The 22,848-nt window shown below is 57.7% G+C and carries 15 protein-coding genes; 5 read left to right on the top strand and 10 right to left on the bottom strand.

Annotated elements, in window-relative coordinates; genetic code table 11:
* Positions 1-166: 166 nt before the first annotated feature.
* Entirely contained in the window at positions 167-1,087 is a 921-nt protein-coding gene (locus tag PSR62_RS13805; protein ID WP_443217428.1) for a sugar phosphate isomerase/epimerase family protein, read from the top strand.
* Positions 1,088-2,424: 1,337 nt separating this feature from the next.
* Here PSR62_RS13805 and PSR62_RS13800 read toward each other — a convergent pair.
* The 4 genes from PSR62_RS13800 to PSR62_RS13785 all read right to left on the bottom strand — a co-directional run bounded on the left by PSR62_RS13800 (position 2,425) and on the right by PSR62_RS13785 (position 7,704).
* A complete protein-coding gene (locus tag PSR62_RS13800; protein WP_274403587.1) occupies positions 2,425-4,302 on the bottom strand; it encodes an ATP-binding cassette domain-containing protein in 1,878 nt (625 codons plus the stop codon).
* Positions 4,299-5,318 (bottom strand): ABC transporter ATP-binding protein, encoded by a 1,020-nt coding sequence (locus PSR62_RS13795; protein WP_274403586.1) that lies wholly within the window; start codon positions 5,316-5,318, stop codon positions 4,299-4,301. The genes PSR62_RS13800 and PSR62_RS13795 overlap by 4 nt, the downstream gene beginning before the upstream one ends.
* A 131-nt stretch (positions 5,319-5,449) precedes the next feature.
* Positions 5,450-7,078: a PH domain-containing protein gene (locus tag PSR62_RS13790; RefSeq protein WP_274403585.1), complete on the bottom strand. Its 1,629-nt coding sequence runs from the start codon at positions 7,076-7,078 to the stop codon at positions 5,450-5,452.
* Complete coding sequence (locus PSR62_RS13785) at positions 7,075-7,704, bottom strand: PH domain-containing protein (RefSeq protein ID WP_274403584.1); 630 nt, start codon at positions 7,702-7,704, stop codon at positions 7,075-7,077. Before PSR62_RS13785 ends, PSR62_RS13790 begins: the two co-directional genes overlap by 4 nt.
* 225 nt (positions 7,705-7,929) lie before the next feature.
* On the opposite strand from PSR62_RS13785, the gene PSR62_RS13780 reads away from it, so the two are divergent.
* The gene (locus PSR62_RS13780; protein ID WP_274403583.1) at positions 7,930-9,876 is read left to right on the top strand and encodes a DUF1588 domain-containing protein; all 1,947 of its coding nucleotides are present in this window, start codon (positions 7,930-7,932) and stop codon (positions 9,874-9,876) included.
* A gap of 17 nt (positions 9,877-9,893) precedes the next feature.
* A complete protein-coding gene (locus PSR62_RS13775) occupies positions 9,894-11,288 on the top strand; it encodes a DUF1552 domain-containing protein (RefSeq protein ID WP_274403582.1) in 1,395 nt (464 codons plus the stop codon).
* 1,711 nt (positions 11,289-12,999) lie between these two features.
* Here PSR62_RS13775 and nth read toward each other — a convergent pair.
* From nth to PSR62_RS13760, 3 genes are all read right to left on the bottom strand, one after another.
* Entirely contained in the window at positions 13,000-13,659 is a 660-nt protein-coding gene (gene nth / locus PSR62_RS13770) for an endonuclease III (RefSeq protein ID WP_338020075.1), read from the bottom strand.
* Positions 13,660-13,691: 32 nt separating this feature from the next.
* Complete coding sequence (locus PSR62_RS13765; RefSeq protein WP_274403580.1) at positions 13,692-14,666, bottom strand: serine O-acetyltransferase; 975 nt, start codon at positions 14,664-14,666, stop codon at positions 13,692-13,694.
* 115 nt (positions 14,667-14,781) lie between these two features.
* Complete coding sequence (locus tag PSR62_RS13760; protein WP_236696098.1) at positions 14,782-15,243, bottom strand: hypothetical protein; 462 nt, start codon at positions 15,241-15,243, stop codon at positions 14,782-14,784.
* Between the two features lie 415 nt (positions 15,244-15,658).
* On the opposite strand from PSR62_RS13760, the gene PSR62_RS13755 reads away from it, so the two are divergent.
* Complete coding sequence (locus PSR62_RS13755) at positions 15,659-16,549, top strand: hypothetical protein (protein WP_274403579.1); 891 nt, start codon at positions 15,659-15,661, stop codon at positions 16,547-16,549.
* A gap of 246 nt (positions 16,550-16,795) precedes the next feature.
* On the opposite strand, the gene PSR62_RS13750 is transcribed toward PSR62_RS13755, so the two are convergent.
* Together PSR62_RS13750 and PSR62_RS13745 are read right to left on the bottom strand one after the other, a co-directional pair.
* Positions 16,796-17,179, bottom strand: coding sequence for a hypothetical protein (locus PSR62_RS13750; protein WP_274403578.1), 384 nt, complete (start codon positions 17,177-17,179; stop codon positions 16,796-16,798).
* 82 nt (positions 17,180-17,261) lie between these two features.
* Complete coding sequence (locus PSR62_RS13745) at positions 17,262-20,390, bottom strand: hypothetical protein (protein ID WP_443217271.1); 3,129 nt, start codon at positions 20,388-20,390, stop codon at positions 17,262-17,264.
* A gap of 103 nt (positions 20,391-20,493) precedes the next feature.
* On the opposite strand from PSR62_RS13745, the gene PSR62_RS13740 reads away from it, so the two are divergent.
* The gene (locus PSR62_RS13740; protein ID WP_274403576.1) at positions 20,494-21,204 is read left to right on the top strand and encodes a hypothetical protein; all 711 of its coding nucleotides are present in this window, start codon (positions 20,494-20,496) and stop codon (positions 21,202-21,204) included.
* Here PSR62_RS13740 and PSR62_RS13735 read toward each other — a convergent pair.
* Positions 21,102-22,844 (bottom strand): flagellar basal body P-ring protein FlgI, encoded by a 1,743-nt coding sequence (locus PSR62_RS13735; RefSeq protein ID WP_274403575.1) that lies wholly within the window; start codon positions 22,842-22,844, stop codon positions 21,102-21,104. The two genes, PSR62_RS13740 and PSR62_RS13735, sit on opposite strands and share 103 nt — an antisense overlap.
* Positions 22,845-22,848: the final 4 nt, after the last annotated feature.

Genomic DNA, 22,848 nt, shown 5'->3' with positions numbered 1-22,848 from the left:
GACATGCGCGTTGAGCATTGTGAATAGGTTGGCAAGAAGATCGTCTGCACGCGATCAGACGACGATCAAACCGGCTATATTCTACCAAAATCTGGGGCTGGTTCGCACTCCGATCCCCGCCCCCCTTCGCTACAACCATCGGCCCCCAACGAGTGTGATTGACATGATGCAACTTGGTTTCGTCAGCGCCATCTTACCCGAATACACCCTGGAACAAGTTTTCGCGGTCGCCAGTCAATGCGGCTATGAATGCGTGGAAGTCATGTGCTGGCCGCCGGGGAAAGCCGAACGTCGTTACGCGGGCACGACTCACATCGATGTCACCGACCTGTCCGCTGGACGCGTTGACGAAATCCAATCGCTCTGCCAACGATACGACGTCGCGATCAGCTCCCTGGGTTACTACCCCAATCCACTCTCACCGGACGAAGCGGAATCCAAGCTGGCGTCGGAACACCTGATTCAGCTGATCCATGCGTCCTCCCAACTTGGCATCGGCCGAGTCACCACGTTTGTGGGCCGTGACTGGAAGAAAAACGTGGACGACAATTGGCCTCGGTTCGAATCCGTGTGGGGTCCCATCATCGAAGCCGCAGAGCAAGCCGATGTTCGGATTGGCATCGAAAACTGCCCCATGCTTTTCACGGACGACGAATGGCCGGGCGGAAAGAACCTGGCGACCAGCCCCGCGATCTGGCGACGGATGTTCGAAACGTTCCCGAGCGAACACTTTGGTCTGAACTACGACCCGTCCCATCCGGTGTTCATGCACATGGATTACTTGACACCGATGCGTGCGTTTGCAGATCGACTGGTGCACATCCACGCAAAAGATGTTCGAGTGGATCAAGTGATGCTGGATCAAGTCGGCGTGTTTGCCAACCCGAATGAATGGCACACCCCCAAATTGCCTGGACTCGGACAAGTCGACTGGGGCCAATTCTTTTCGGTCCTGACTGACACCGGTTACAGCGGACCGGTTTGCGTGGAAGTCGAAGACCGGGCCTACGAAGGCTCGATCGAGAACCGCATCCGAGCCCTCAAACAAAGCCACGACTACCTGCGGATGTTCCTGCCACGGATGTAACACATCGCCCCGGAGGGGCCGTCGTTCGTAGCTCGGGGCGGAAGCCCCGAGACCGATTGCGAAAAACAAAAGGGCGCTCCGGACGGGGCCGTCGTGGGCAATGCCGCATTGTTGAACGACGTGAAGTGAACGCTTGGAAGCGAACTCGGTTGCGATGAGGCCCGGCGGTTAAGAGCTGCCCGACGGAACAGTTGAGGACAACTGTTCTACTCTGACGGCCGTCATTTCCGCGTGCAAATCAAACAATGCAAATCGCAAAGTGTTTCCGGGCTGGCAAGTCACGTGATTTCACTGATCTGAAAGTGCCAATTTGCAATGTCCATTTTGCAATTTGCAATCGCCCCGTTTCACTTCGCGATCACGTCAAATCGCCCCGGAGGGGCCGTCGTTCGCAGGTCGGGGCGGAAGCCCCGAGACCGATCGCGAAAAACAAAAGGACGCCCCGGATGGGGCCGTCGTGGGAGATGCCGCGTTATGGAGCCGCCTGAAGCGAACGCTTGGAAGCGAACTCGGTTGCGATGAGGCCCGGCGGTTAAGAGCTGCCCGACGGAACAGTTGAGGACAACTGTTCTACTCTGACGGCCGTCATTTCCGCGTGCAAATCAAACAATGCAAATTGCAAAGTGTTTCCGGGCTGGCAGGGCACGTGATTTCACTGATCTGAAATTGCCAATTTGCAATGTCCATTTTGCAATTTGCAATCGCCGCGTCTCACTTCGCGATCACGTCACATCGCCCCGGAGGGGCCGTCGTTCGTAGCTCGGGGTGGAAGCCCCGAGACCGATCGCGAAAAACAAAAGGTCGCCCCGGACGGGGCCGTCGTGGGCAATGCCGCATTGCTGAACGACGTGAAGTGAACGCTTGGAAGTGGACTCGGTTGCGATGAGGCCCGGCGGTTAAGAGCTGCCCGACGGAACAGTTGAGGACAACTGTTCTACTCTGACGGCCGTCATTTCCGCGTGCAAATTAAACAATGCAAATTGCAAAGTGTTTCCGGGCTGGCAAGTCACGTGATTTCACCGATCTGAAATTGCCAATTTGCAATGTCCATTTTGCAATTTGCAATCGCCCCGTTTCACTTCGCGATCACGTCACATCGCCCCGGAGGGGCCGTCGTTCGTAGCTCGGGGCGGAAGCCCCGAGACCGATCGCGAAAAACAAAAGGTCGCCCCGGAGGGGGCCGGCGTGGGCAATGCCGCGTTGTTGAACGACGTGAAGCGAACGCTTGGAAGCGGACCCGGTTGCGATGAGGCCCGGCGGTTGAACGCTGCCCGACGGAACAGTTGAGGACAACTGTTCTACTCTGATGCTGCCCCGCTCGGAGGAATCGCAGGAACTCAGTGAGCTTCGAGAGCTTCCCAGCGTTTGTAAGACTCGGCGAGCTCCGCTTCCTTGGCCTTCAGTTCATCGCTCTTGACGGTGATGGTGTCACCACCGGATTGGTAGAACTCTGGCGCGGCCATCTCTTCGTGGATGGCCGCGATTTCCATCTCGAGCTTTTCAATTTTGCCTGGCAACAGCTTCAACTCGCGTTGTTCGTTGTACGAAAGCTTGACCGCTTTCGCGGTGGTCTCCTCAGAAACACTGTTGCTGGCCGGGGGCTTCGACGTGGCCTTCTTGCCACTCGTTTTGGTTGTCCCTTGTTCAGCTCGCCTCCGTTTGGCGACCGCCTCCCATTCGTCGTAGCCGCCAACGTACTCGTTGACGATCCCTGGATCGGAATCGTCATCGAACACCAACGTGCTGGTCACAACGTTGTTCAAGAACGTCCGGTCGTGACTGACCATCAACAGCGTGCCATCGAAGCCAACCAATTGCTCTTCGAGTAGTTCCAGCGTCTCGGCATCCAAGTCATTGGTCGGTTCGTCCAGCACGATGACATTGGCAGGCTGAGTCATCAGCTTGGCCAACAACGCACGGTTGCGTTCACCGCCGGAAAGAAACTTGACTTGCGTTCGAGCTCGCTCGGGAGTGAACAGGTAATCCTGCAAGTACCCCATGATGTGCTTGGTGGCGTTGCCCACTTGGATCTTGTCACTTCCTTCGCCAACGTTTTCCTGGACTGTGAGTTCAGGATCCAAGGTGTCGCGCAATTGATCGAAGTAAGCGATTTTGAGATTGGTTCCCAATCGCACCGTCCCGGAGGTTGGTTGCAGTTTGCCCAAGATCAACTTCAGCAACGTGGACTTCCCGGCTCCATTGGGACCAATGATCCCGATTTTGTCACCCCGCATGATCAGCGATGAAAACTCGCGAATGATGACGCGGTCGGTTCCCGGGTAGGCGAACGAAACGTTGTCGAGCTTGGTGACCAATGCCCCGCCACGTTCCGCGACTTGCAGATTCAGCTTGGCCTTGCCCTCGAGGCTGCGTCGTTGATTGGCTTCGTTGCGCATCGTCTTGAGGGCTCGCACGCGACCTTCATTCCGGGTCCGCCGAGCCTTGATGCCCTGCCGGATCCAGACCTCTTCTTCCGCCAGTCGCTTGTCAAACAACGCGTTTTGCTTTTCTTCGGCATCCAGAGCCGCCGCTTTGCGTTTCAAAAACGTTTGATAATCGCACGTCCAATCAAACAATCGACCACGGTCGATCTCCCAAATTCGGTTGGCGAGCGACTGCAAAAACGAGCGGTCGTGAGTGATGAACATCAATGTGCCCGACCAACGACTCAGGAAATCCTCGAGCCACAAGATCGACTGGATGTCCAAGTGGTTCGTTGGCTCGTCGAGCAGCAACATGTCTGGTTCGCTGGCGATGGCTCGGGCCAACAACACACGACGTCGCATCCCACTGGAAAGACTCTCGAACTCCGTCTCCGGTTCGAGGTTCATTCGGGTGAGCGTCTCCTCGATTTTTTGCTCGATCTCCCATTCCTCCCAGGTCCCATGATCGGTGGGCCCGAGGGCAGTTCCCAAGCCAGCGGTTGTCCCCATCTTGGAGAACTCCGCGGCGGGAAGCGTGATGATATCGCGAACTGTCCCACGGACGTTCTGAGGGACATCCTGAGTCAGCCTCGCCAAACGCACATTGGGGTCCAAGATCACTTGGCCGTTGTCCGGCGTGACATCGCCCGACAACATCTTCAGCAAGGTCGTTTTGCCGGCTCCATTGCGACCGAGCAACCCAATGCGTTGGCCGCGTTCAATGCGTGCCGAGACCCCGTCCAGCAAAGCTGGTCCGCGAAAACCGATGGTCAAATCATCCAGTGAAATCATACTGTCGCGGTGCTTTCAGAAACGTCGTTGGTGGAATCGGTCATGGACTCACGGAACAGATCCGCGATCACGTCTTCGAGAGGCGGGTCTTCGACGACCACGTCCTCGATCACATGGTCACGCAAGGTTTCAGCCAGCAATCGGGGCACGTCAGCGCGGGGCACACGATACGTCAATTTGGGCCAATTTTCATCCACGACATCGCCGAGTCGTTCGGGCCGCGTCAAGTTCTCCGACGCTGCGAACTGCAACGTGACCAATTTGTAGCCGCTGAATTTGTCGACGATGCCTGACAGCGAACCGTCGTACTGAATGGTGCCCTGCGCGATCACGACCACACGCCGGCAAAGTGCGGCGACGTCCTTCATGTAGTGGCTGGTCAGAAGGATCGTGATCTTGCGTTTTTCTTGGTAGTAACGAAGGAACTGCTGAATGTTGTGCTGAGCGATCACGTCCAGCCCAATCGTTGGCTCGTCCAGGAACAACACCTCGGGGCTGTGCAGCAACGCCGCGATCAACTCCATCTTCATCCGTTCCCCCAGCGAGAGTTCACGCACGGGTTGATCGAGCAGGCGGGTCACGTCCAGCAAATCGCTGATCTCGTCCAAGCGAGTTTTAAATTCGCCTTCCGGGATCCCATAAATGTGTTGATGCAAGAGATACGATTCGCGGGCCGGCAAATCCCACCAAAGCTGATTCTTTTGTCCCATCACCAGAGCGAACCGGCGACGGTACCCATCCTTGCGTTCCCAGGGGACATACCCCATCACGCTGGCCGTGCCGGAAGTCGGTTGAATGACCCCGCTCAACAATTTCAGCGTTGTCGTTTTGCCGGCTCCATTGGGACCAAGAAAGGCAACAAACTCCCCTTGCTCGACTTGCAAATCGATCCCACGGACAGCGTTGACCTCGCGGAATTCACGGTGAAACAAGCCGCGAATGCTGCCGCCGATCCCCTCGCGTTTTTGATAAACGCGGTAGTTCTTTGTCAAATCGCGGACTTCGATGATCGACATGGGTTGGACTTGCAGGAAGACGAGCGATTTCGGTCGTAAAAAGCGTCCATTGTAAGGACAGTTTGGAATCCCGCGAGGCGGCACCCACCCTGATCGGGCACGCTTTCAACAATCGATTTCAAATCCTCAATTCAATCCCAAACCATCTCGATTCGCGACGTTTTGCTCGCCAAACGATCGAATAGTTCGCTGGCGACAGGCCCAGACAGCATCGGCAGCCGATACGTGTGATCGGCGGGGCCCGCCGCAGCGGTATCAATCCTCAACGTTTGCATGTTCCAGCGACGATCAAAGGGACTCTCCGAGCAACTCACCGATTGAATCCGGTCGTAAAATGTGCAGCTGACTTTTCGGTTCCAAAATCCCTCCCGAATGACGACTCCCTCCCCCGATGGCAATTCCGCGAATCCAAAGTGTTGATGCCAACGACCTGCCATCCAAACGTTCAACGGGAGCAAAACCAACGCGACCAGCCCCCCCAGCGTCCATGCGAAGGGATGGTCCAAGGTCAAATGGGCCAACACGCCGGTGATGATGCTGATGCCCTCGGCTCGCAACATCGACTTTCGCCGCATGCGTTTACGAGCCCGCTGATCAAGTGATTGCCAGGGCAAGGATGCTTCCGACCAATCCAACCCCGGTCGCAGTTGTTCCACCAATTCGTCCAAGCGTGACTCCGGGATGATCGGCACGAACCACCGACGCGTGACCGTCGTTGCAGCGTCTTCGTTTTGTTTCCCCGCGCCTCCCGCGGTCTCGATCCGAATGGACGCCAGTTTCATCCATCGTTGCAGCGGTGTGCGGTGAATGCTGATCCACTGAATGCGGCGTCGTGGAACCGTGGCCGACACCCGCGTGAGCAAGCCACAAGAAAGCTGCAAATTTTCGTCCCGAAGCTCCAAGCGATAGCCATGGAATCGCAGCACGTACCACGCGATCCCAAGCAACCGAATCAACCCCAACACGAGCACCAGTGCCCCCATCCAAACCAGCCAGGATTCCCACCAATTGGACGGCAGTGTCGTGAGCTCCCTGTCGCTTGATGACCTCAGCGTGCGTGCGATTCGGCGAGCGAACTGATCGCCGTTGCCCATCTGCTGCGAAAGAAGCCCGATCACAATCCCGACCATCACAAAGCCGCGGTTGCTGGCCAACCCCGCTTGCACCAACCACTTCAAGGGGATTTCAAGCAAGGTCGTCGATGCGGAAACGGGCACCACGTTCGCCTCCGAATCCGCGTTCGTCAGAGTCGCTGAATCGGAGGTGGATTCCGCCCCCATCGAAGCTTGACCGGCGAATCCCGATGCCACCTTTCTCCGCGCCGTTTCGATTTGTTCGCGCAGCAATTCCACGTCTCGCAGCGAGAGCACTTTGAGAATCGCTTCCGGTTCGGTCCCGCTGGCGGTTTCCACTCGAACCTCCGCGACCCCCAACACACGATGGAACAAGTTCTGCACCAAATCGACATTTTGAATTCGAGCGACCGGCACGTTTCGCTTGGATCGAAAGAAAACCCCAGAGGTCACAATCAGCTCACCATCGGCCAATTGGTATCGATAGAACCAATACCGAATGAAACCCACCACCGTGAAGACCGCGATGGTTATCGCGAGGAAGCCGTACGCGCCGACAAATCCCAACCAACTCGTCTGAGCTCCGTTCCAGGCAACCAAGGCGAGTGGAAGGATAGTGTGTTTTGCGATCGCGACCGTTTGAAACACGATCGAGATCGGATGCAGTGGCTTCGGTTCCGAACTCATGTCGTCACCGTCGTATCGAGGGACGCACTCATGTCCCAACGTCCACTCGTCAATGCATCTCGCAACTGCTCCGCGCTTTCCGAGTTTAAATTCTCAAGCTGAATCGAGGAGTTCTTGGTTCCTGCGGTATGAATCACCAACGTCGCCAAGGAATACATGCGTTGCAGGGGACCTTGCTCGATGTCGCTGTGTTGCATTCGCGAATGTGGAATCACGATTCGATGCCGCCACCAGACTCCCCGTCGGATCTCCAATCCATGTTCGCTGATTTTCCACGAGGCGGATCGGTGCGCGGCTTTGGGATAAATCCAACCAATCCAAATCGCCCACCCCAGAATCAACGCGATCCCTGCCGCAGCACCTCCCCAAACCTCGATCGTGGAGGGGGCAATGAACCACAAAACCACGACGCCAATGAGGCACAGCAAAACTGTCACGCCAATGAAAATGCCACCCAAGAATCGATGCAGCCGGAGAGCCTCCCAGGGCAAGGACTGAAAACTCGATGCGTCCGTGGCTGGCAACGCTTGATCGCCGGCGGGCACATTCTCGACTGCCAGGACACTCGCAAGTTCAACCTCCCCCATCGCCTCTTCGTTCTCATCCGGTGCGGGTTCGGTGTTCATCAGTCGATTCACTTTCGGGTGGGGGGCGTGCGTCGCATCGAAGGCGGCGCGGAGCATTGATTTCGATGGCCTGCAACCGAAACGAACCTTCAGCGGTTTATCGGGGGTTCCGGCGTGATTCAAGTTGGAGGATGGGACCAAATTGGGTAGACTGAAGCTCCCACCTGCGGACAATTCCACTTTGCCTGCGAAATTCCCCACCTCAAGCCGTTCGAGCATCCTTTGATGTTCCCAGCGATCTCGCTTCTCCGTACTCCACTGTGCTGCGCCGTCTTTCTGGCGGTGATCTCGGTGCCGACGCTCTCGTTTTCGGACGATGATCCGTTCGCGAAATGGCGTAAAAACTACCAAGAGGCAATCTATCCGATTTTGGATCAGGCCTGTTCGGAGTGCCACCGGGGCGCAGACTCCGAAGGTTTTGACCTGGATCAATTCGGTAAGGCAGCTGATCTTCAGAAGAACGCGACGGTTTGGGAAGAAGTCGCCAAACGAGTTCGCCTGAACGAGATGCCGCCGGAAGGCAGCCCACAGCTCAACGACGAACAAAAAGCAGCCGTCCACCGCTGGTTCGATTCGCGACCCGAAGACAACGAGTGCGCCAAACTCGCCAATGAAGAAACTCAGGCTTGGTACCGCGGCGTCGTGATGAGCCGTCGCTTGACGCGAACCGAATACCTCAACGCGATTCGTGATTTGGTTGGCATGCCAGTCGACGATTCCTTGCAGGTGCCTTCGGATGGCTCAGGCGGCGAAGGATTTGATACCGCCGGAGACTCGTTGTTCACGTCGGCATTGCACATCGAACAATACTTGGCCGTTTCCAACCAAGTCATCCGTGACGCAATGCAATCCGGCGGTGACGCTTCCCTGGCCAGCAGTTTGCTGAACAACATTTCCAGCGAAGGTGACGCACGGGAGGCGGTCCAGCAATTTGCCCGCCGAGCTTGGCGACGCCCCGTGGAAGCATCAGAAGTCGATCGCTTGGCGGCTTTGATGAAGAACTCCCAGGAATCTGGGATGTCGGTACGCGATGCGACGGCCGACGCATTCAAGGCCATCTTGGTTTCCCCGAATTTCCTGTTTGTCGTGGAAACAGAATCCGAAGCCGGTGGCGTGCAACCGTTGACGCCGCATCAACTGGCCACTCGGTTGGCTTTGTTTTTGTGGTCGTCTGTCCCCGATGAAACCTTGATGAACGCGGCCGATGCAGACGAATTGGCGACGGACGAACAGATCATCGCGCAGATGCACCGCATGCTCGCCGATGAACGCTCGCGAGCCCTCGGTGAAAACTTTGGGTTGCAATGGCTGGGGCTTTCGCAGTTCGAAGGCGAATCGAAGCCCGACGTGAACCTGTTTCCAAACTTCGACCAACGCTTGGCCGCAGACATGCGAGAAGAAGCTGTGCGAACGGTTTGGAACGTCTTTCGAGACGATCGTCCGTTGATGGAATTGATTGACGCGGACTCCATTCATGCCAATGCGACCCTGGCTTCGTACTACGGGCTGGATGCTTCCGAACAAGGGCTGACCGAATCCGACGACTCGGAGATGTGGAAACGCATTCCACTGACGGATCGTCGTCGAGGCGGTGTGATCACGCTTGCTGCTGTGCTGACTCGATCGTCGTACGGTCACCGCACCAGCCCCGTGTTGCGGGGCCGTTGGGTCCTCGAAGAAGTGTTGGGCGGACGTGTGCCACCTCCGCCACCAGGTGTTCCAGCACTCGAAGAAGCAGAAGCGGATCACGCCGCGACGCTTCGCGAACAACTGGAAATCCACCGCAAGAACCCTCAGTGTGCAGCCTGCCACAACCGCATGGATCCGATCGGATTCGGGTTGGAAAACTTTGACGCGATCGGGCGTTGGCGAACGGAACAAGACGGTCAAGCGATCGACTCCAGTGGTAAACTGCCATCGGGGGAAACGTTTTCCGGCCCCGAAGAACTGAAACAATTGCTGCTGCGACGAAGCGGTGAATTCAAGAAGCACTTCGTCAAAAAGCTATTTGGCTTCGCTCTCGGGCGATCACTCAACAAATTCGACAGTTGCGTGGTCGACGAATCGATCGAAGCATTGGATGCCAACGACCAGCGCGCCACCGTGGTGCTGGAAACCATCGTGACCAGTTACCCGTTTCGAAATCGCTTCTTCAAACCAGCCAACCCTTGAGCCCACTTAGGTTGATCATGCAAACCCCCATTCCTCGTCGTCGTTTTTTGCGTGGCAGCGGAGCCGTGCTGGGACTGCCTTGGATGGCTTCCATGGCGGAAACCATGGCTGGCCCCCGCCCCGAAGACTCGACTTCATCGAGCCGTTCAAGCGACGAACCTCAGCCGCCGCTCCGCTCTGCATTTCTGTACTTCCCCAACGGTGTTTGGGAAAAGGACTGGGTGCCTGATTCCGAAGGCGCTGACTACGAATTGTCGCCCTCTTTGGAACCGCTGGCGGATCTCAAGGACGACTTCCTCGTGCTATCGGGGCTCGACAAAAAGCACTCCCACGGCGGCGATGGCCACTACGCCAAAACAGCCAACTACCTGACCGGCATGCCAGTCGCCAAAACGACCGGAAAGGACATCAGCAGTGGTGGTGTTTCCATCGACCAGTTGATCGCGGCGAAAGTCGGTGATCAGACACCGCTGCCTTCGTTGGAATTGGGCATCGACCCGGTGATCAGCGGCATCGACAGCAACGTCGGTTACACCCGATTGTATGGTTCGCATATCTCTTGGCAGTCACCGACTCGCCCCGTTGCGAAAGCCATCAACCCACGAGTCGTCTACGAGCGTTTGTTTGGCAAGCGAATGAAGACGCGCACACCGGAAGCTCGCTCCTACCAGAACCTTCTGGACTATGTTCTGGAGGATGCCCACCGCGTTCGTGCCAAACTCAGTCGCGACGATCAATTCAAGATGGACGAGTACCTGGACTCCGTCCGCGAAGTCGAAAAGCGGATTGAATTCGCGCCCCGCGACCAAAGCCACCGGGAACGCTACGAAGCGGAACGCGATCGCATCGCTGACGGTCACGCGTTGGAGATTCCCGAAACCGGAACTCCGGGCGACTTCCGCCAGCACATCGATCTGATGCTGGACATGATGGTGCTCGCATTCCAAACCGATTCGACTCGCGTCGCATCGTTCATGTTCGCCAACGACGTGTCAGGCCGTTCGTTCAGCTTCCTTGACGGAGTCAATGGCGGGCACCATGAGCTATCTCATCACGAGAACAAAGAAGAAAAGATCGCTCAGTACCAACTCATCAACCGCTGGCACACGGAGCAATTCGGCCGCATGTTGCGAAAGATGAAAGCGATCCAGGAAGGCGAATCGACGCTGCTCGACAACAGCATGATCATGTTCGGCAGCAGCTTCTCCGACGGCAACCGCCATGACCCTGACAACCTGCCATTGTTGCTGGCCGGTCGCGGCGGCGGCACGATCCAGCCCGGTCGTCACATCGCTGCCAAAGGCCAAGTCCCCGTCTGCAACTTGTATCTCTCGATGGCCAAACGCTACGGATTGGACCTCGAACGATTCGGCGACAGCGAAGCAGAGATGACCGAATTGGCAGGTGCCTGATCCGTCACCACTGACCGTCGCCGGATTCGCCAAGAATTCGGACGCGTTCCATCTGCATCATCTGAATTCTGGCGAATCCAGCCACGCACCGGCTAGCATGCAGGCCCGAATGGGCCGACACTGCCATTGCCGGGGCCGTCAGGCCCCGGAAAAGCTCTCCACCCTTGAAACCAAAACGCCGAAGGGGTGACAGAGAACACTCAACTCTGCCGCCCTTTCAGGGCTTGGTGAATTGGCCAAGCCATGCACCGGGGCCTGACGACCCCGGCAGTCATTCTGCCGACCCTCCGGGCCTCTCACCTTCCGCCAAGCAACACACCCCGAAAGCGTTTCGGTGCAAGCACGCGAATCGGCGATCATCCCGGTGCATTCTGAACGAGATGACCGCTGGTTCGAATGAGAAGCAATCTTGCACGGTTGGCGCCGGTTTAGTCCGCAAACATTTCACCGTCGCCGAAACCGCCAAGAATTCGGACGCGTTCCATCTGGAACATCTGAATTCTGGCGAATCCAGCCACGCACCGACTAGCAAGCAGGCCCGAATGGGCCGACACAGCCATTGCCGGGGCCGTCAGGCTCCGGAAAAGCACTGCCACCCCCGGAACTCAAACCCCGAAGGGGTGACAGAGAATGCTCAACTCTGTCGCCCCTTCTGGGCTTGATGAATTGGCCAAGCCCTGCACCGGGGCCTCACAGCCCCGGCAGAGGATCTGCCGGCCCTCCGGGCCTCTCACCTTTCCGCCAAGCAACAAAGCCCGAAAGCGTTTCGGTGCAAGCACGCGAATCGGCGATCATCCCGGTGCTTTCTGAAAGAGATGACCTCTGGTTCGAACGAGAAGCAATCTTGCACGGTTGGCGCCGGTTTGATCCGCAAACATTTCACCGTCGCCGAAACCGCCAAGAACTCGGACGCGTTCCAACTGGATCATCTGAATTCTGGCGAATCCAGCTACGTACCTGCCACGCAAGTCGCCACGCGCGACAGGCCCGAATGGGCCGACACAGCCATTGCCGGGGCCGTCAGGCCCCGGAAAAGCTCTCCACCCTTGAAACCAAAACCCCGAAGGGGTGACACAGGATGTCCAACTGTGTCGCCCCTCTCGGGACTTGGTGAATTGGCCAAGCCCTGCACCGGGGCCTCACGGCCCCGGCAAAGAATCTGCCGGCCCTCCGGGCCTCTCACCTTTCCGCCAAGGAACAAAGCCCGAAAGCGTTCCGGTGCAAGCACGCGAATCGGCGATCATCCCGGTGCTTTCTGAACAAGATGACCTCTGGTTCGAACCAGAAGCAATCTTGCACGGTTGGCGCCGGTTTGATCCGCAAACATTTCACCGTCGCCGAAACCGCCAAGAACTCGGACGCGTTCCAACTGGATCATCTGAATTCTGGCGAATCCAGCTACGCACCGGCTAGCAAGCAGGCCCGAATGGGCCGACACAGCCATTGCCGGGGCCGTCAGGCCCCGGAAAAGCTCCCCACCCCCCGGAACTCAAACCCCAAAGGGGTGACACAGGATGTCCAACTGTGTCGCCCCTCTCGGGGCTTGGTGCATCGGCCAATTCATGCACCGGGGCCTCACGGCCCCGGCAGAGGATCTGCCGGCCCTCCGGGCCTCTCACGCACCGTCGCCGGATTCGCCAAGAATGCGGACGCGACGCAACTGGATCATCTGAATTCTGGCGAATTCAGCTACGCGGACGAGTGAGAAAGATCAGGGTTTGATCCAGGTCACTGGCTTGCGTCGGTTGGGATAGAGTTCCCGACAGAGATCACAAACACGTCCATCACAGCCTCGGGCGGTGCAAAATTCGCGACCGTAGAAAATGATTTGCAGATGCAACTTGTTCCAGGACGACTCCGGGAACAGTTGCTTCAGGTCGCGTTCGGTTTGCACCACGCTTTTTCCGCTGGACAAACCCCAACGCTGGGCCAACCGATGGATGTGGGTGTCGACCGGAAAGGCAGGGAAGCCAAACGCTTGGGACATCACCACGCTGGCCGTTTTGTGACCGACACCAGGCAACGCTTCCAGCTCTTCAAATGTGCTGGGCACCTGGCCTTTGTGCAGATCAATCAGCATCCCAGACAACTTGGCCAAGGCCTTGGCTTTCTGCTTGGACAAGCCCAGCGGCCGGATGATCTCCAGGATCCCTTCTTCGCCGAGATCGCGCATCGTTGATGGCGTGCCGGCGACCGAGAACAACTCCGGCGTGATCTCATTGACCTTTTTATCGGTGCACTGAGCGCTCAGCAGAACCGCGACCAACAAGGTGAAATCGTCGGTGTGGTCCAGCGGAATCGGGGGGTCAGGATAAAGCGCATTGAGACGCTCGAGGACGATGGCGGCACGTTCTTTTTTCAACATCGCCACACTATACCGAATCGTCTGGGAATACCCAGTGATCAGATTTGGTAGTTCACTTCGGGACGCAACTCATCGGCGGGTTCGTCGGATCCGCGGACTTTCAATTGCGGCTTTTCAAGCACCACGGTTGTGCCGGGCGAGACACTGCGCGTGATCCAAACGCTGGATCCAATCACCGATTCGCGACCGATCACCGTGCGACCACCGAGGATCGTGGCGTTGGCATACACCACCACATCGTCTTCGATCGTTGGGTGTCGTTTCTGGCCACGGATCAACTGTCCGTCCGCGTCGGTTGGGAAGCTCAATGCACCCAGCGTGACCCCCTGGTAAAGCTTGACGTGCTTTCCGATGTGGCACGTCTCACCGATCACCACGCCGGTTCCGTGGTCGATGAAGAAGTACTCACCGATCGTGGCACCGGGGTGAATGTCGATGCCGGTTTCTTTGTGCGCCCATTCCGTCATCATTCGAGGAATGAAGGGCACGTTCAACTGCACCAGCTCATGAGCGATTCGGTAAACCGTGATCGCTTCAAAACCGGGGTAGCAAAAGACGACTTCATCGGTTGTTTGACAGGCCGGGTCGCCGTCGTGTGCGGCTTGCACATCCGTGGCGAGCACATGCCGAAGCTTGACAATGCGTTTGAGCATCTCGATCGCCATGGCTTGGCCCTTGGCTTCGAAGTCAATGTCCGTTTCGCAATCCTTGTGATTCTGAAGCACCCGGTGCTCGTGCCGTAAAGCGCGAGCGATCTGGGTTGTCAGTTGATCGTGCAAGGAATCAATCAAACCGCCAACGTGATAGCGGATGTTGCCGGCGTGCAAATTCGTGTGCCGCTTGTACCCCGGGTACAAGATGTCCTTGAAATCAAGCAGGATGTCAACGACGGCGGTGTAGCTAGGCAAAGGGCAGTGCCCCAGATGATTGATCGAATCATCGGAGGTGTAAGTGCTGACGATTTGCTCGGTCAGCTCAGGTAACTGCTCTTTCAGCCGAAAATCGGATGCCACGCCAATACTCCCTCGGGCGACTGCGAAACACTCTTCACCGGCGGAACCGACCCGAGAGACTCAGGCACCATGGCCTGAGCGACCTCGATTTCGTTTCCGAAAACTCCCAGGACGATCAGGGACCGATGCTGGGCGGGTTGTCCAGCAGGAAGTCGCGAGGACCGCGGTGCGTGTAGTAAGGGTACGCGACCTGGGCAGACGGCGCACCTGCTGTGAATGGCTGGCCTTGCATTTGAGCCGCCGCTCCGTGACCCAAAACACCTGGGTTCATGTGCGAACTGTAGTCCAACCCACCTTGCTGCCAACCGAGAGGACCGGCTTCACAGCCCGTTCGGCAACCGGTTTTGCAACCCATCAGCCGACCGCGAGTTTTGCCCAGCAATCCGCCACTGCCATTGCGACCGCACGAGCCATTGCTGCAGGCACCGTTGCCACAGGAGGAGTCACCACAACCGCAATCGCTTGAGGCGACGCCGCAGTTGCCAGTCGAACATCCGCCACGCGTATTGTGGTGAAGGCATCCGGTGCTGATCATCAGCATTCCGGCCATCGATCCGAGTAAGAGCCAACGATTCATTCCGAACCCTTCCATCCAATATGAATTGGGTGCCGAGTACAAACGCCTCGACACGTGATACGAGTCTTTCTTTCACCTTTCGTTTCGGCCGTTGACACCGATTCGATGCACACAATCGCACCAACCGCGCCAGAAGTCGGAAGGGGTGGGCGGCAAGGTTTGCCTAACTTGACAAACGCAGCCCCTTTCGCTGTTTGTGACAGAGAACCTCAAGCCCTGGTTCGGCTCCTCCAGGCTCACGCAAAGCCCGCCGCCAAAATCATTTGCGGTGTTTCCACGTTAAATCAGCGTGCAAACTTCGCCGCCCCGCGTTAGGCTGAGATGTCCGGACTCATTCGCCCCCCCGAAAATTTGCGGCGACGCAAACGAGAATGCTTCCGCGACAAACGAGAGTCACCTTTCGCAGGCGAGGACCATGACCTTCCAGGCGTCCGCCACACCGCCAACCGAATCATCCTCCAATCAATCGGTTTCGAGCCATTTTGCTTCGATCCAAACGTTTGGAACGGATCTCCCAAACGAACGTCCGGGCCGCGTGTTGAACTGGTTCCGTCAGATCGTCACGTTGCTTGGCATCACCGCTTTTCACGGCTCGCTTACCTTCATTGCCAGCCTGTGTGTTTTGCTGAGCGTGCGGTTCGTGTTCTTCACCCCACAAGTTGACGTGGCTGGATCCCTTCTGTTTGTGGCAGCCATCGTGGTCGGCGGTCTCACCGCCACCCTCCAACTGACGATTGTCTCTCGCTACGAAGAGTACCCGTTCCATTTGCTCCTGGCTCGTCGACTTCGCCGAGTCATCGCAGGACGCCGCTGTCCGGTGGTTCGTCCCAGCGACCAAGGATCCAGGTTCTGCGAAATCGTCCCCCAAGAACGCTGGAACCGTCTGCGTCTTGAAACGGCTTCTGACCTGGTTTGGGTTCGTATCGACGAGAACGGAGTCTGGATGGAAGGCGATCGCAATCGGTATCACTTTGCCCCGAGTTCGATCCTCGGAGCGATCCCTCAATCGTTCACCCCGGCAGGCGGTTGGGCGCAACTGCACGCTGCGATGATCTACGTTCGCACCGAAAACGGTCCGGAAGAAATCCCGCTGGTCTACCGTGACTTTCGCTTCGCGAGCATGAAATCTGCCGATCGACGTCGACAGCGAGACACGATGGTCGATGCCATCTGCGAGATCGCCCGAGGCAGCGAGTACGAACCGATCTGCGTGCCGGGCGAGACCAATCCTTCGAAGGTCACCACCAGCAACATCGACAACAACCCGTATGCTCCGCCTCGGATGACATCGCACACCGGAGTCTGAAAGCAGTCAGCGATCAACAATTGCCAATTTGCAATGTCCATTTTGCAATTTGCAATCGTCTCACGATCAAACGAAATCGCCCCGGACGGGGCCGGCGTTCTTAGCTCGGGGTGGAAGCCCCGAGAACGAATGTGAAAAACAAACGGTCGCCCCGGATGGGGCCGGCGTGGAAGATGCAACGTTGCTGACCTTGATCGTCGTGCCCGTGTTGTATTCCTTCGGACGGCGATGGAGCCCTTCCGGACGTCATCCGCGATCGTCCGCTTTGATTCGGTCGTCATCTGGCATTGCAAAAAATCCCCAACAGAACGCAGGCACGAGCCGGCCATAGAGTTTGCTGTGGACAATGGACGCCACGAACCAAAGCAACAGGAACGTGCCAGTCGGCGGTGTGAAGTCAATGAACTTGTAAGCGCGGAGCCCAATCGGGATGAAGATGACGCCGAACAAGCCAAGCGTCCATCGCCAAGCATGGCGATCCCAATGGCGAATGGCGAGGTAGTTCCGACAGTGCTGGCAATATCCCAGTGGGAATGCGAACCGCCAAAATCCAACCGGCCCATCACAAACCGGACAGTGGTGTGTCAGGTTCGCGGGCGCGGTTTCCGGTGGCTGATACGGATTGGTCATGACAGCTTGAGAATGCGAAGCACGAATCGTGGATTGCAATCATAGCAGCCTGAACCGCAAGCCGGCATTTCCGCTGCCCATCTCACTCTTCGCTCTTGGGAGCAGGCAAATGGAGCGAATCCGAGGTCATGTAAGTGGCCCAGAACAACGGTTGGTTCCCGTTGATGTCCTGAGAATCCTCATCGGCTTTTCCCAGCAGTGGTTCGCCCGCGACGGAGAGGTCAGCTTGCCGGAGCAGCGAGACGCCTCGACGTGTGGCCGATGCAAGCGACGTGTGCGGTGCCTCGTTGATCAGTTCACCAATCACGGTCGCCGCGGACTGGCCACCGGTCACCCAGCGGCTGAGCGTGATCTCCTTGACTCCGCTGCAACGAAGGGCGGCGAGAGGAAAGAAAACCTCCGATCCGTCGCCCAGCTTCGCTGCCCCGGCGGCGGTTCGATAACCGGGCAGCGCCACCGTCCGCGGTCCACCGGCCGGCAACCGAACCCAACCGTACAATTGATCCCAGGAGCCACTGGCATCCGATCGAGGAGCGGACGCGGTGCTGGGGATGGTTGTGGTTGCCATCGGCGCCACCACGTTGGGAGTCAGCGGTGAAGCGACCACCAAGTGCGCCACGCCCAACCCGACACGGTCGGTCGGTGGCGCGGATCCAACGGTCCACTGCAATGGATCATCTGCCGCGGCTAGCATCTCTTCGATCATTTGATCGTTGAGTTCCTTTTGCCGAGGCGCAAAGAACGTTCCCGCCATCACCGCGACTCGGTTGCCATCGCTCGCGGATCCGACATCCCGAAGCCCCAAGCCTGGTGTGGGGGCGTAGCTGATTTTCATCGTGTCCGCCCAAAGTTGGGCCGGTCCCGCTGGATCGTCCTCCGCCACTTCCTCTCCCACGTCCGCCGCGTTTTCCTCGGCGGTGACCTCCGGCCCATCGCTGGCGGGCAACAGTTCAAACGGCAGGTACCACAACGGTCCATCAGGAACGATCACCAATTTCTCCAGCCCCGATTCATTCCATGCCGACTTCGAGGGAAACAACATTTCCTTCAATGCAGCGGCTGTGTCACGCCATGATTCGTCATCCGGGAGCCGCTTGCCTCGACTTCGGTTGGCACCGATCTCGGCCAACAACTTCGAGATCATCGTGGGGATGCGCCGCCCGGCAGGCGAGATCCAGCCCGTCGTCGTGCCGTCTCGCGAAAGGGTGGCGACCAGACGAGGACCATCCACCACAAAGGTCAACAGTCCGGTTCCCGGCGGCAGAGCACTTGCGTCTTCCGTTGCGACTGGCGGAGGGCAAACGGCGGGAATCCTCAGACGCTGGAGTGCAATCTGAGTGACCACTGACTCCTGAAGATTCGCCAACGCAGCGTCGCGAGGTGCGGTCTCTTCTAGGCCTTCGCGAAGAGAGGTTTGGACTTTCTGCCGAAGATCGGCAAGCATTGGTGAAGGTTGCACAACCAATTCCTTGGCCGATGGCCAAAACGATTCCGCAGGGTCCGTGACCAGCGATCGAACGTCCATCAAACGACCTCGAAGTGGCAGCGCCGCAGCCAAGCGAGCCGCCTGAATTCGGTCAGTGGACTGGAGCACATCCACGCCATTGTTTTCGGCCACCGCTAACTCCAATCGGCCACGGTGCAGGGGTGTTGAATCGAGTCCAATCAAAGCGATCGCATCCACCGGATCACGCCGCCAAGTCGGCATCGAGACCGGCGACGTGAAGTAGGCCAGCAAATTCTTGGTGGATTGGTTGCCGATCGATCGGCCCATCATCGATTGCACCAAACTCAGTTGATAGTGCGAGGGCATGGAGATCACAGGCCGATTGCGGTCGCGTCGGTTGTTGATGAATTCGTTCAACGATCCCATCGCGTTGGAAAGCTTTCCTTCGGGACCGCCGAGTGACTCACCGCGAGCCGCTGCAATTCGTGCAGCGACATAAGCGCCGTACGCTTCCAAACGCGGGAAATCCACGTCACGACGGGAAGCGATTTCGATGGCGAGCGTCATCGCTTCCGTGGCGGCGTCGACTCGCCCCGCACTGATCGCAGCGTCTGCCGCGACAAGGTAGCAATGCAGCGACGCCAGGCGAGATTCGCGAATCAACGTGCGTCCGGCCAGCAACGAGGTTTGCTCCACCGTCCCGTATTGCTGAGGTCCTGCCGCACCAACTGCCAACTGCAGGGCTTCGCCAATGAATTCATATTGTTCCAAGGCCGCCGCAGAATTGACAGCTCGTTGGCTGGTCGCGACCAAACCAGCGGCCACGTTGGGTTCCAATTTTCCATTTGCGTCCCCCGAGACACCGACCGTCATCCCGGCCAGAAACATCAGAGGCGTGAGCGGATGCACCGAGCCACCCAGGGTCGCGTATTTGCCAACGCGATCGACCACCGTTGAATCTTCGCCCACGGCAATTTGCCCCACGCCTCGCATCGCACCGATCAACGAACGGCCACCGGGGGAATTCAATCCGGCGGGATACTTGGTCGATTCCATCAACTCGGATGCCAGTGGTTCTTGCGCCGATAGCTCCCCCATCACGACGCGTCGTCGATACATCATCAATGCGATCGATCGCATGATCTCAACCGCATCGACGCGTTTGAGATTTTGGCTTTCAATTCGCCCGCCCTGTTGGAGACGTTGTTCGGTGATCACCTCGCCGCTTTGGAGCATCAATCCATCTGGGATCGGAGCGAGCCGAACCGCGTTGGCTTCGGGCCACAAATTCGTCGCCCCGGCTCTGATCGCGTTGCCTTGATTCAGACTGGTCCAATCAATCGCCCCCAACCATCCGCGATTGCGAACGGTGATCTGCATGCCCGCGTCCAAGTGCGTGCGACAGAGTGGCAAGTGGCCCAGATGCCAGTAACACTCCGCCAACATCGCATGCACAGGAATCGCATCGATCCACTTTCCGTTGACGTCCGTTCGCGAACTTCGCAGCGCGGACTCGAACGCATTCACCGCGTTCTTCATATCGCCGTCACGATAGATTTTCAGCCCGGTGTAATAGTTCTGGGGCGGGTACTGGTTGCCAGAACCGGCGGCACCACTGAAACCTTGCCCATGAACGGGACGCGTCGGAGCAACGACCGACGCCGCGATGACCACGAGAGAAAGGAATGCCCAAAACCGAGGTGGAGTGGATGTTGGTTGCACAGTCATGCCAGCGATGCGATGGGAATGGAACATGGTTTCCATTCTATCCGCGACGTTTGACCGAGACGAATGAATCGGTTGTTGGTGGAGGGGAGAATCAGCGATCCCTTCCGTGTGCAGCAACCGAACTGGTTATGCTGATTGCATGAATTCCGACGACGACCATGCCGGCTTGCCCAATCCCTATGCGACGGGACCTCCCAGAGAGGGAGACGACGAAAACCGAGCATTGCCGCTGGACATGCCGCCAAACGCAGACACTTTCCCGACGATTCCACGCACGATTCTGCGTTGGACGCTGGTCTGCAGCATCGCAGCGATCCCCAGTTTTGTGATCGGGTTCACCGTCACTCAAGGTCAACTTTGGGGGATGGTGACCGGAATTGCGATCTTCATCGCTGGCTATGTCTGGGCCGACTTGGTCACACGGTCTCAAGCTTGGCGTCGTTCACGCCACATCACGGCCACCATGCGCACCGTCTATGTGCTGCGATTGGTGGCTTCGGTGATCCTTCCTGCGGGCATGATCGTGGACATGTTTTCAGGCATGCTCGCGATCATGATCGTCACCGGTATCAGCCAGTTTGAAGCGGAATCCGAATTCGGCTTCCTCTCCGCGGTCGGCACGACGCTTGTCCAAGGCGTCCTGCTGAACGTGGTGCTTTTGATCGTCGCGTTCTGCCTCTTTCCGATCGTGCGAATGATGGGACGAGCACGCGAAAAACGGAAGCAAAAGAAGATGTCGAGCGACGATCAGACGCCGCTGGAATCGCCCTTGGACTCACTCTCGGAATCAGCAGCGAATCCTTTGCTGTCTTCGTCCGACTCGTCCACCCCCGAGCCTTCGTTGCGGTAGTAGGTCCGCAAGTTCTTCGGCAGAGGATCGAACGCCAACTGGTCAGGCAAGATGCCCTTCGTTTTCGCCATCCTCAACAGCGAGACAGCGTCGCCATAGCCACCGCCCACCTCGGTCAAACCTTCCAGCACGGCAGCGAGCGAGTTGTCTACTTCCGCAAAGGCATCGTCCTTGCCAGCTTGGAAGCGGCTGATGCGAAGTTGCCCCGTATCAGGAACGGACCGAATCATGATGCCCGAGGGGCCCAAAAAGAAGGTTTCGATCTGCAGCGGTTGGACATCGCCGAACAACACGATTTCTGGCTTGCGACGCAGCGAGACCACAACGGCAGGCTTCACCGACGACGGGACTTGATACAAACGGTAGGTTCCCCGGAGGTTCTGCCCAGCCAGTTTCTGCTTGCCGTCTTCGCGATTTCTCAGTTTGCAGAATCCCCCGTAGCGGGTTTCCAAGCTGGGTGAATCCATCAATCGCTGCAGACCTTCGACCACGTTGTGATGTTCCATGTCCTCCAGTGCTTTCAAAGCGGGAGCACGGAAGGCGGGCTCCGCTCGGATGGCGGCAATCAGAGGGTCGATGGCTTCGTCCCGATCCAAGTACGCCAGAGCCTCGGCGGCATAGAACCGCAATTCGGGATTGGACGACTGGACCGCTTCCAACAAGGTCGGAATCGCGGGTTCCCCCAATCCTTCCAACTGCAACGCAGCGTCCGCGGCTTTGGATGGCTGTTTCATTCGCTCGCCCAGTTTGGTCAGGCGAACTTGGGTGCTGGAGGATTCGGGCGCCACACCAATGGCTCGGACCACGGCCATCAAACGAGCCACGTTGTTTCGGTAACGTGGATGAACATCCAATTGAATGAAGTCGTCTTCGATCGGTTCCGCAATCCCACGCCGCGTTGAGCCATCGAAGAAGTAGAATCGATTGTTGATGGCCTGCGCAATCGCCGCGGACATTTTGACGTGTTGAAAATCAGGACGAAGCACCAACCCAATCTTGCGATCATTTTGCACGACTCCGCCGGACAAGATCGAACCTTGCACTTGCAGGGCTTCGTCCTTTTCGCCTTCATGATCGGCACGTGTCAGAATGGGCCCGGTCGCGACCGCCAAGACTTCACTGCTTCGAACCGAACTGTCGAGCACCTTCTGGTGCCGCATGCGAGTGTCAAGCAACCAACCGCCGTGCAAGTCCGTCGCCTCGGTTTTCGGTGGGGTCAAAACCTGCAAATCCAACACATCGCCCCGGCGTGCCCCGGGAGGAATGTTGCCACGAACCTGGACCAACGCCGTGTCGTTGCGTTCCAAGAACTCGTTTGGATTCGGAATCTCTTTGCGTTTCATTTCCTCGAGCAGCATGTCGCGAAACCCCGAGGGCAGTGCGGGACCGCCTGTGTCGGGCAACGCATTGACGATCGCAACTCCCGTGACAGGGACGCTCTGCATGCCATGAGGGATGGCTGCTTCTCGGACCAAATCCGGCGGCTCAGGGACCCTCAGCAATTTGGCCAATTGAGGATTGTCGACCTCATCCTGCTTGCCAAGTTTCCAAAACGAAGTGCATCCGCCAGCGGCGGTCAAAGACAACGTGATCCACACCAACCCGAATCGGCAGCGATGGAGAGCGGTAGTTGCGTTCATGAGC

It is taken from the genome of Rhodopirellula sp. P2, assembly GCF_028768465.1.
Taxonomy (GTDB): domain Bacteria; phylum Planctomycetota; class Planctomycetia; order Pirellulales; family Pirellulaceae; genus Rhodopirellula.
Note: the sequence above shows the minus strand (reverse complement) of the source record. Positions and strands in the feature narration are given on the sequence as shown.

Coding starts and splice junctions, on each gene's coding strand:
- PSR62_RS13805 (WP_443217428.1), top strand. CDS start 167: ATGCAACTTGGTTTCGTCAGCGCCATCTTACCCGAATACACCCTGGAA.
- PSR62_RS13800 (WP_274403587.1), bottom strand. CDS start 4,302: ATGATTTCACTGGATGATTTGACCATCGGTTTTCGCGGACCAGCTTTG.
- PSR62_RS13795 (WP_274403586.1), bottom strand. CDS start 5,318: ATGTCGATCATCGAAGTCCGCGATTTGACAAAGAACTACCGCGTTTAT.
- PSR62_RS13790 (WP_274403585.1), bottom strand. CDS start 7,078: ATGAGTTCGGAACCGAAGCCACTGCATCCGATCTCGATCGTGTTTCAA.
- PSR62_RS13785 (WP_274403584.1), bottom strand. CDS start 7,704: ATGAACACCGAACCCGCACCGGATGAGAACGAAGAGGCGATGGGGGAG.
- PSR62_RS13780 (WP_274403583.1), top strand. CDS start 7,930: ATGTTCCCAGCGATCTCGCTTCTCCGTACTCCACTGTGCTGCGCCGTC.
- PSR62_RS13775 (WP_274403582.1), top strand. CDS start 9,894: ATGCAAACCCCCATTCCTCGTCGTCGTTTTTTGCGTGGCAGCGGAGCC.
- PSR62_RS13760 (WP_236696098.1), bottom strand. CDS start 15,243: ATGAATCGTTGGCTCTTACTCGGATCGATGGCCGGAATGCTGATGATC.
- PSR62_RS13755 (WP_274403579.1), top strand. CDS start 15,659: ATGACCTTCCAGGCGTCCGCCACACCGCCAACCGAATCATCCTCCAAT.
- PSR62_RS13750 (WP_274403578.1), bottom strand. CDS start 17,179: ATGACCAATCCGTATCAGCCACCGGAAACCGCGCCCGCGAACCTGACA.
- PSR62_RS13745 (WP_443217271.1), bottom strand. CDS start 20,390: ATGGAAACCATGTTCCATTCCCATCGCATCGCTGGCATGACTGTGCAA.
- PSR62_RS13740 (WP_274403576.1), top strand. CDS start 20,494: ATGAATTCCGACGACGACCATGCCGGCTTGCCCAATCCCTATGCGACG.
- PSR62_RS13735 (WP_274403575.1), bottom strand. CDS start 22,844: ATGAACGCAACTACCGCTCTCCATCGCTGCCGATTCGGGTTGGTGTGG.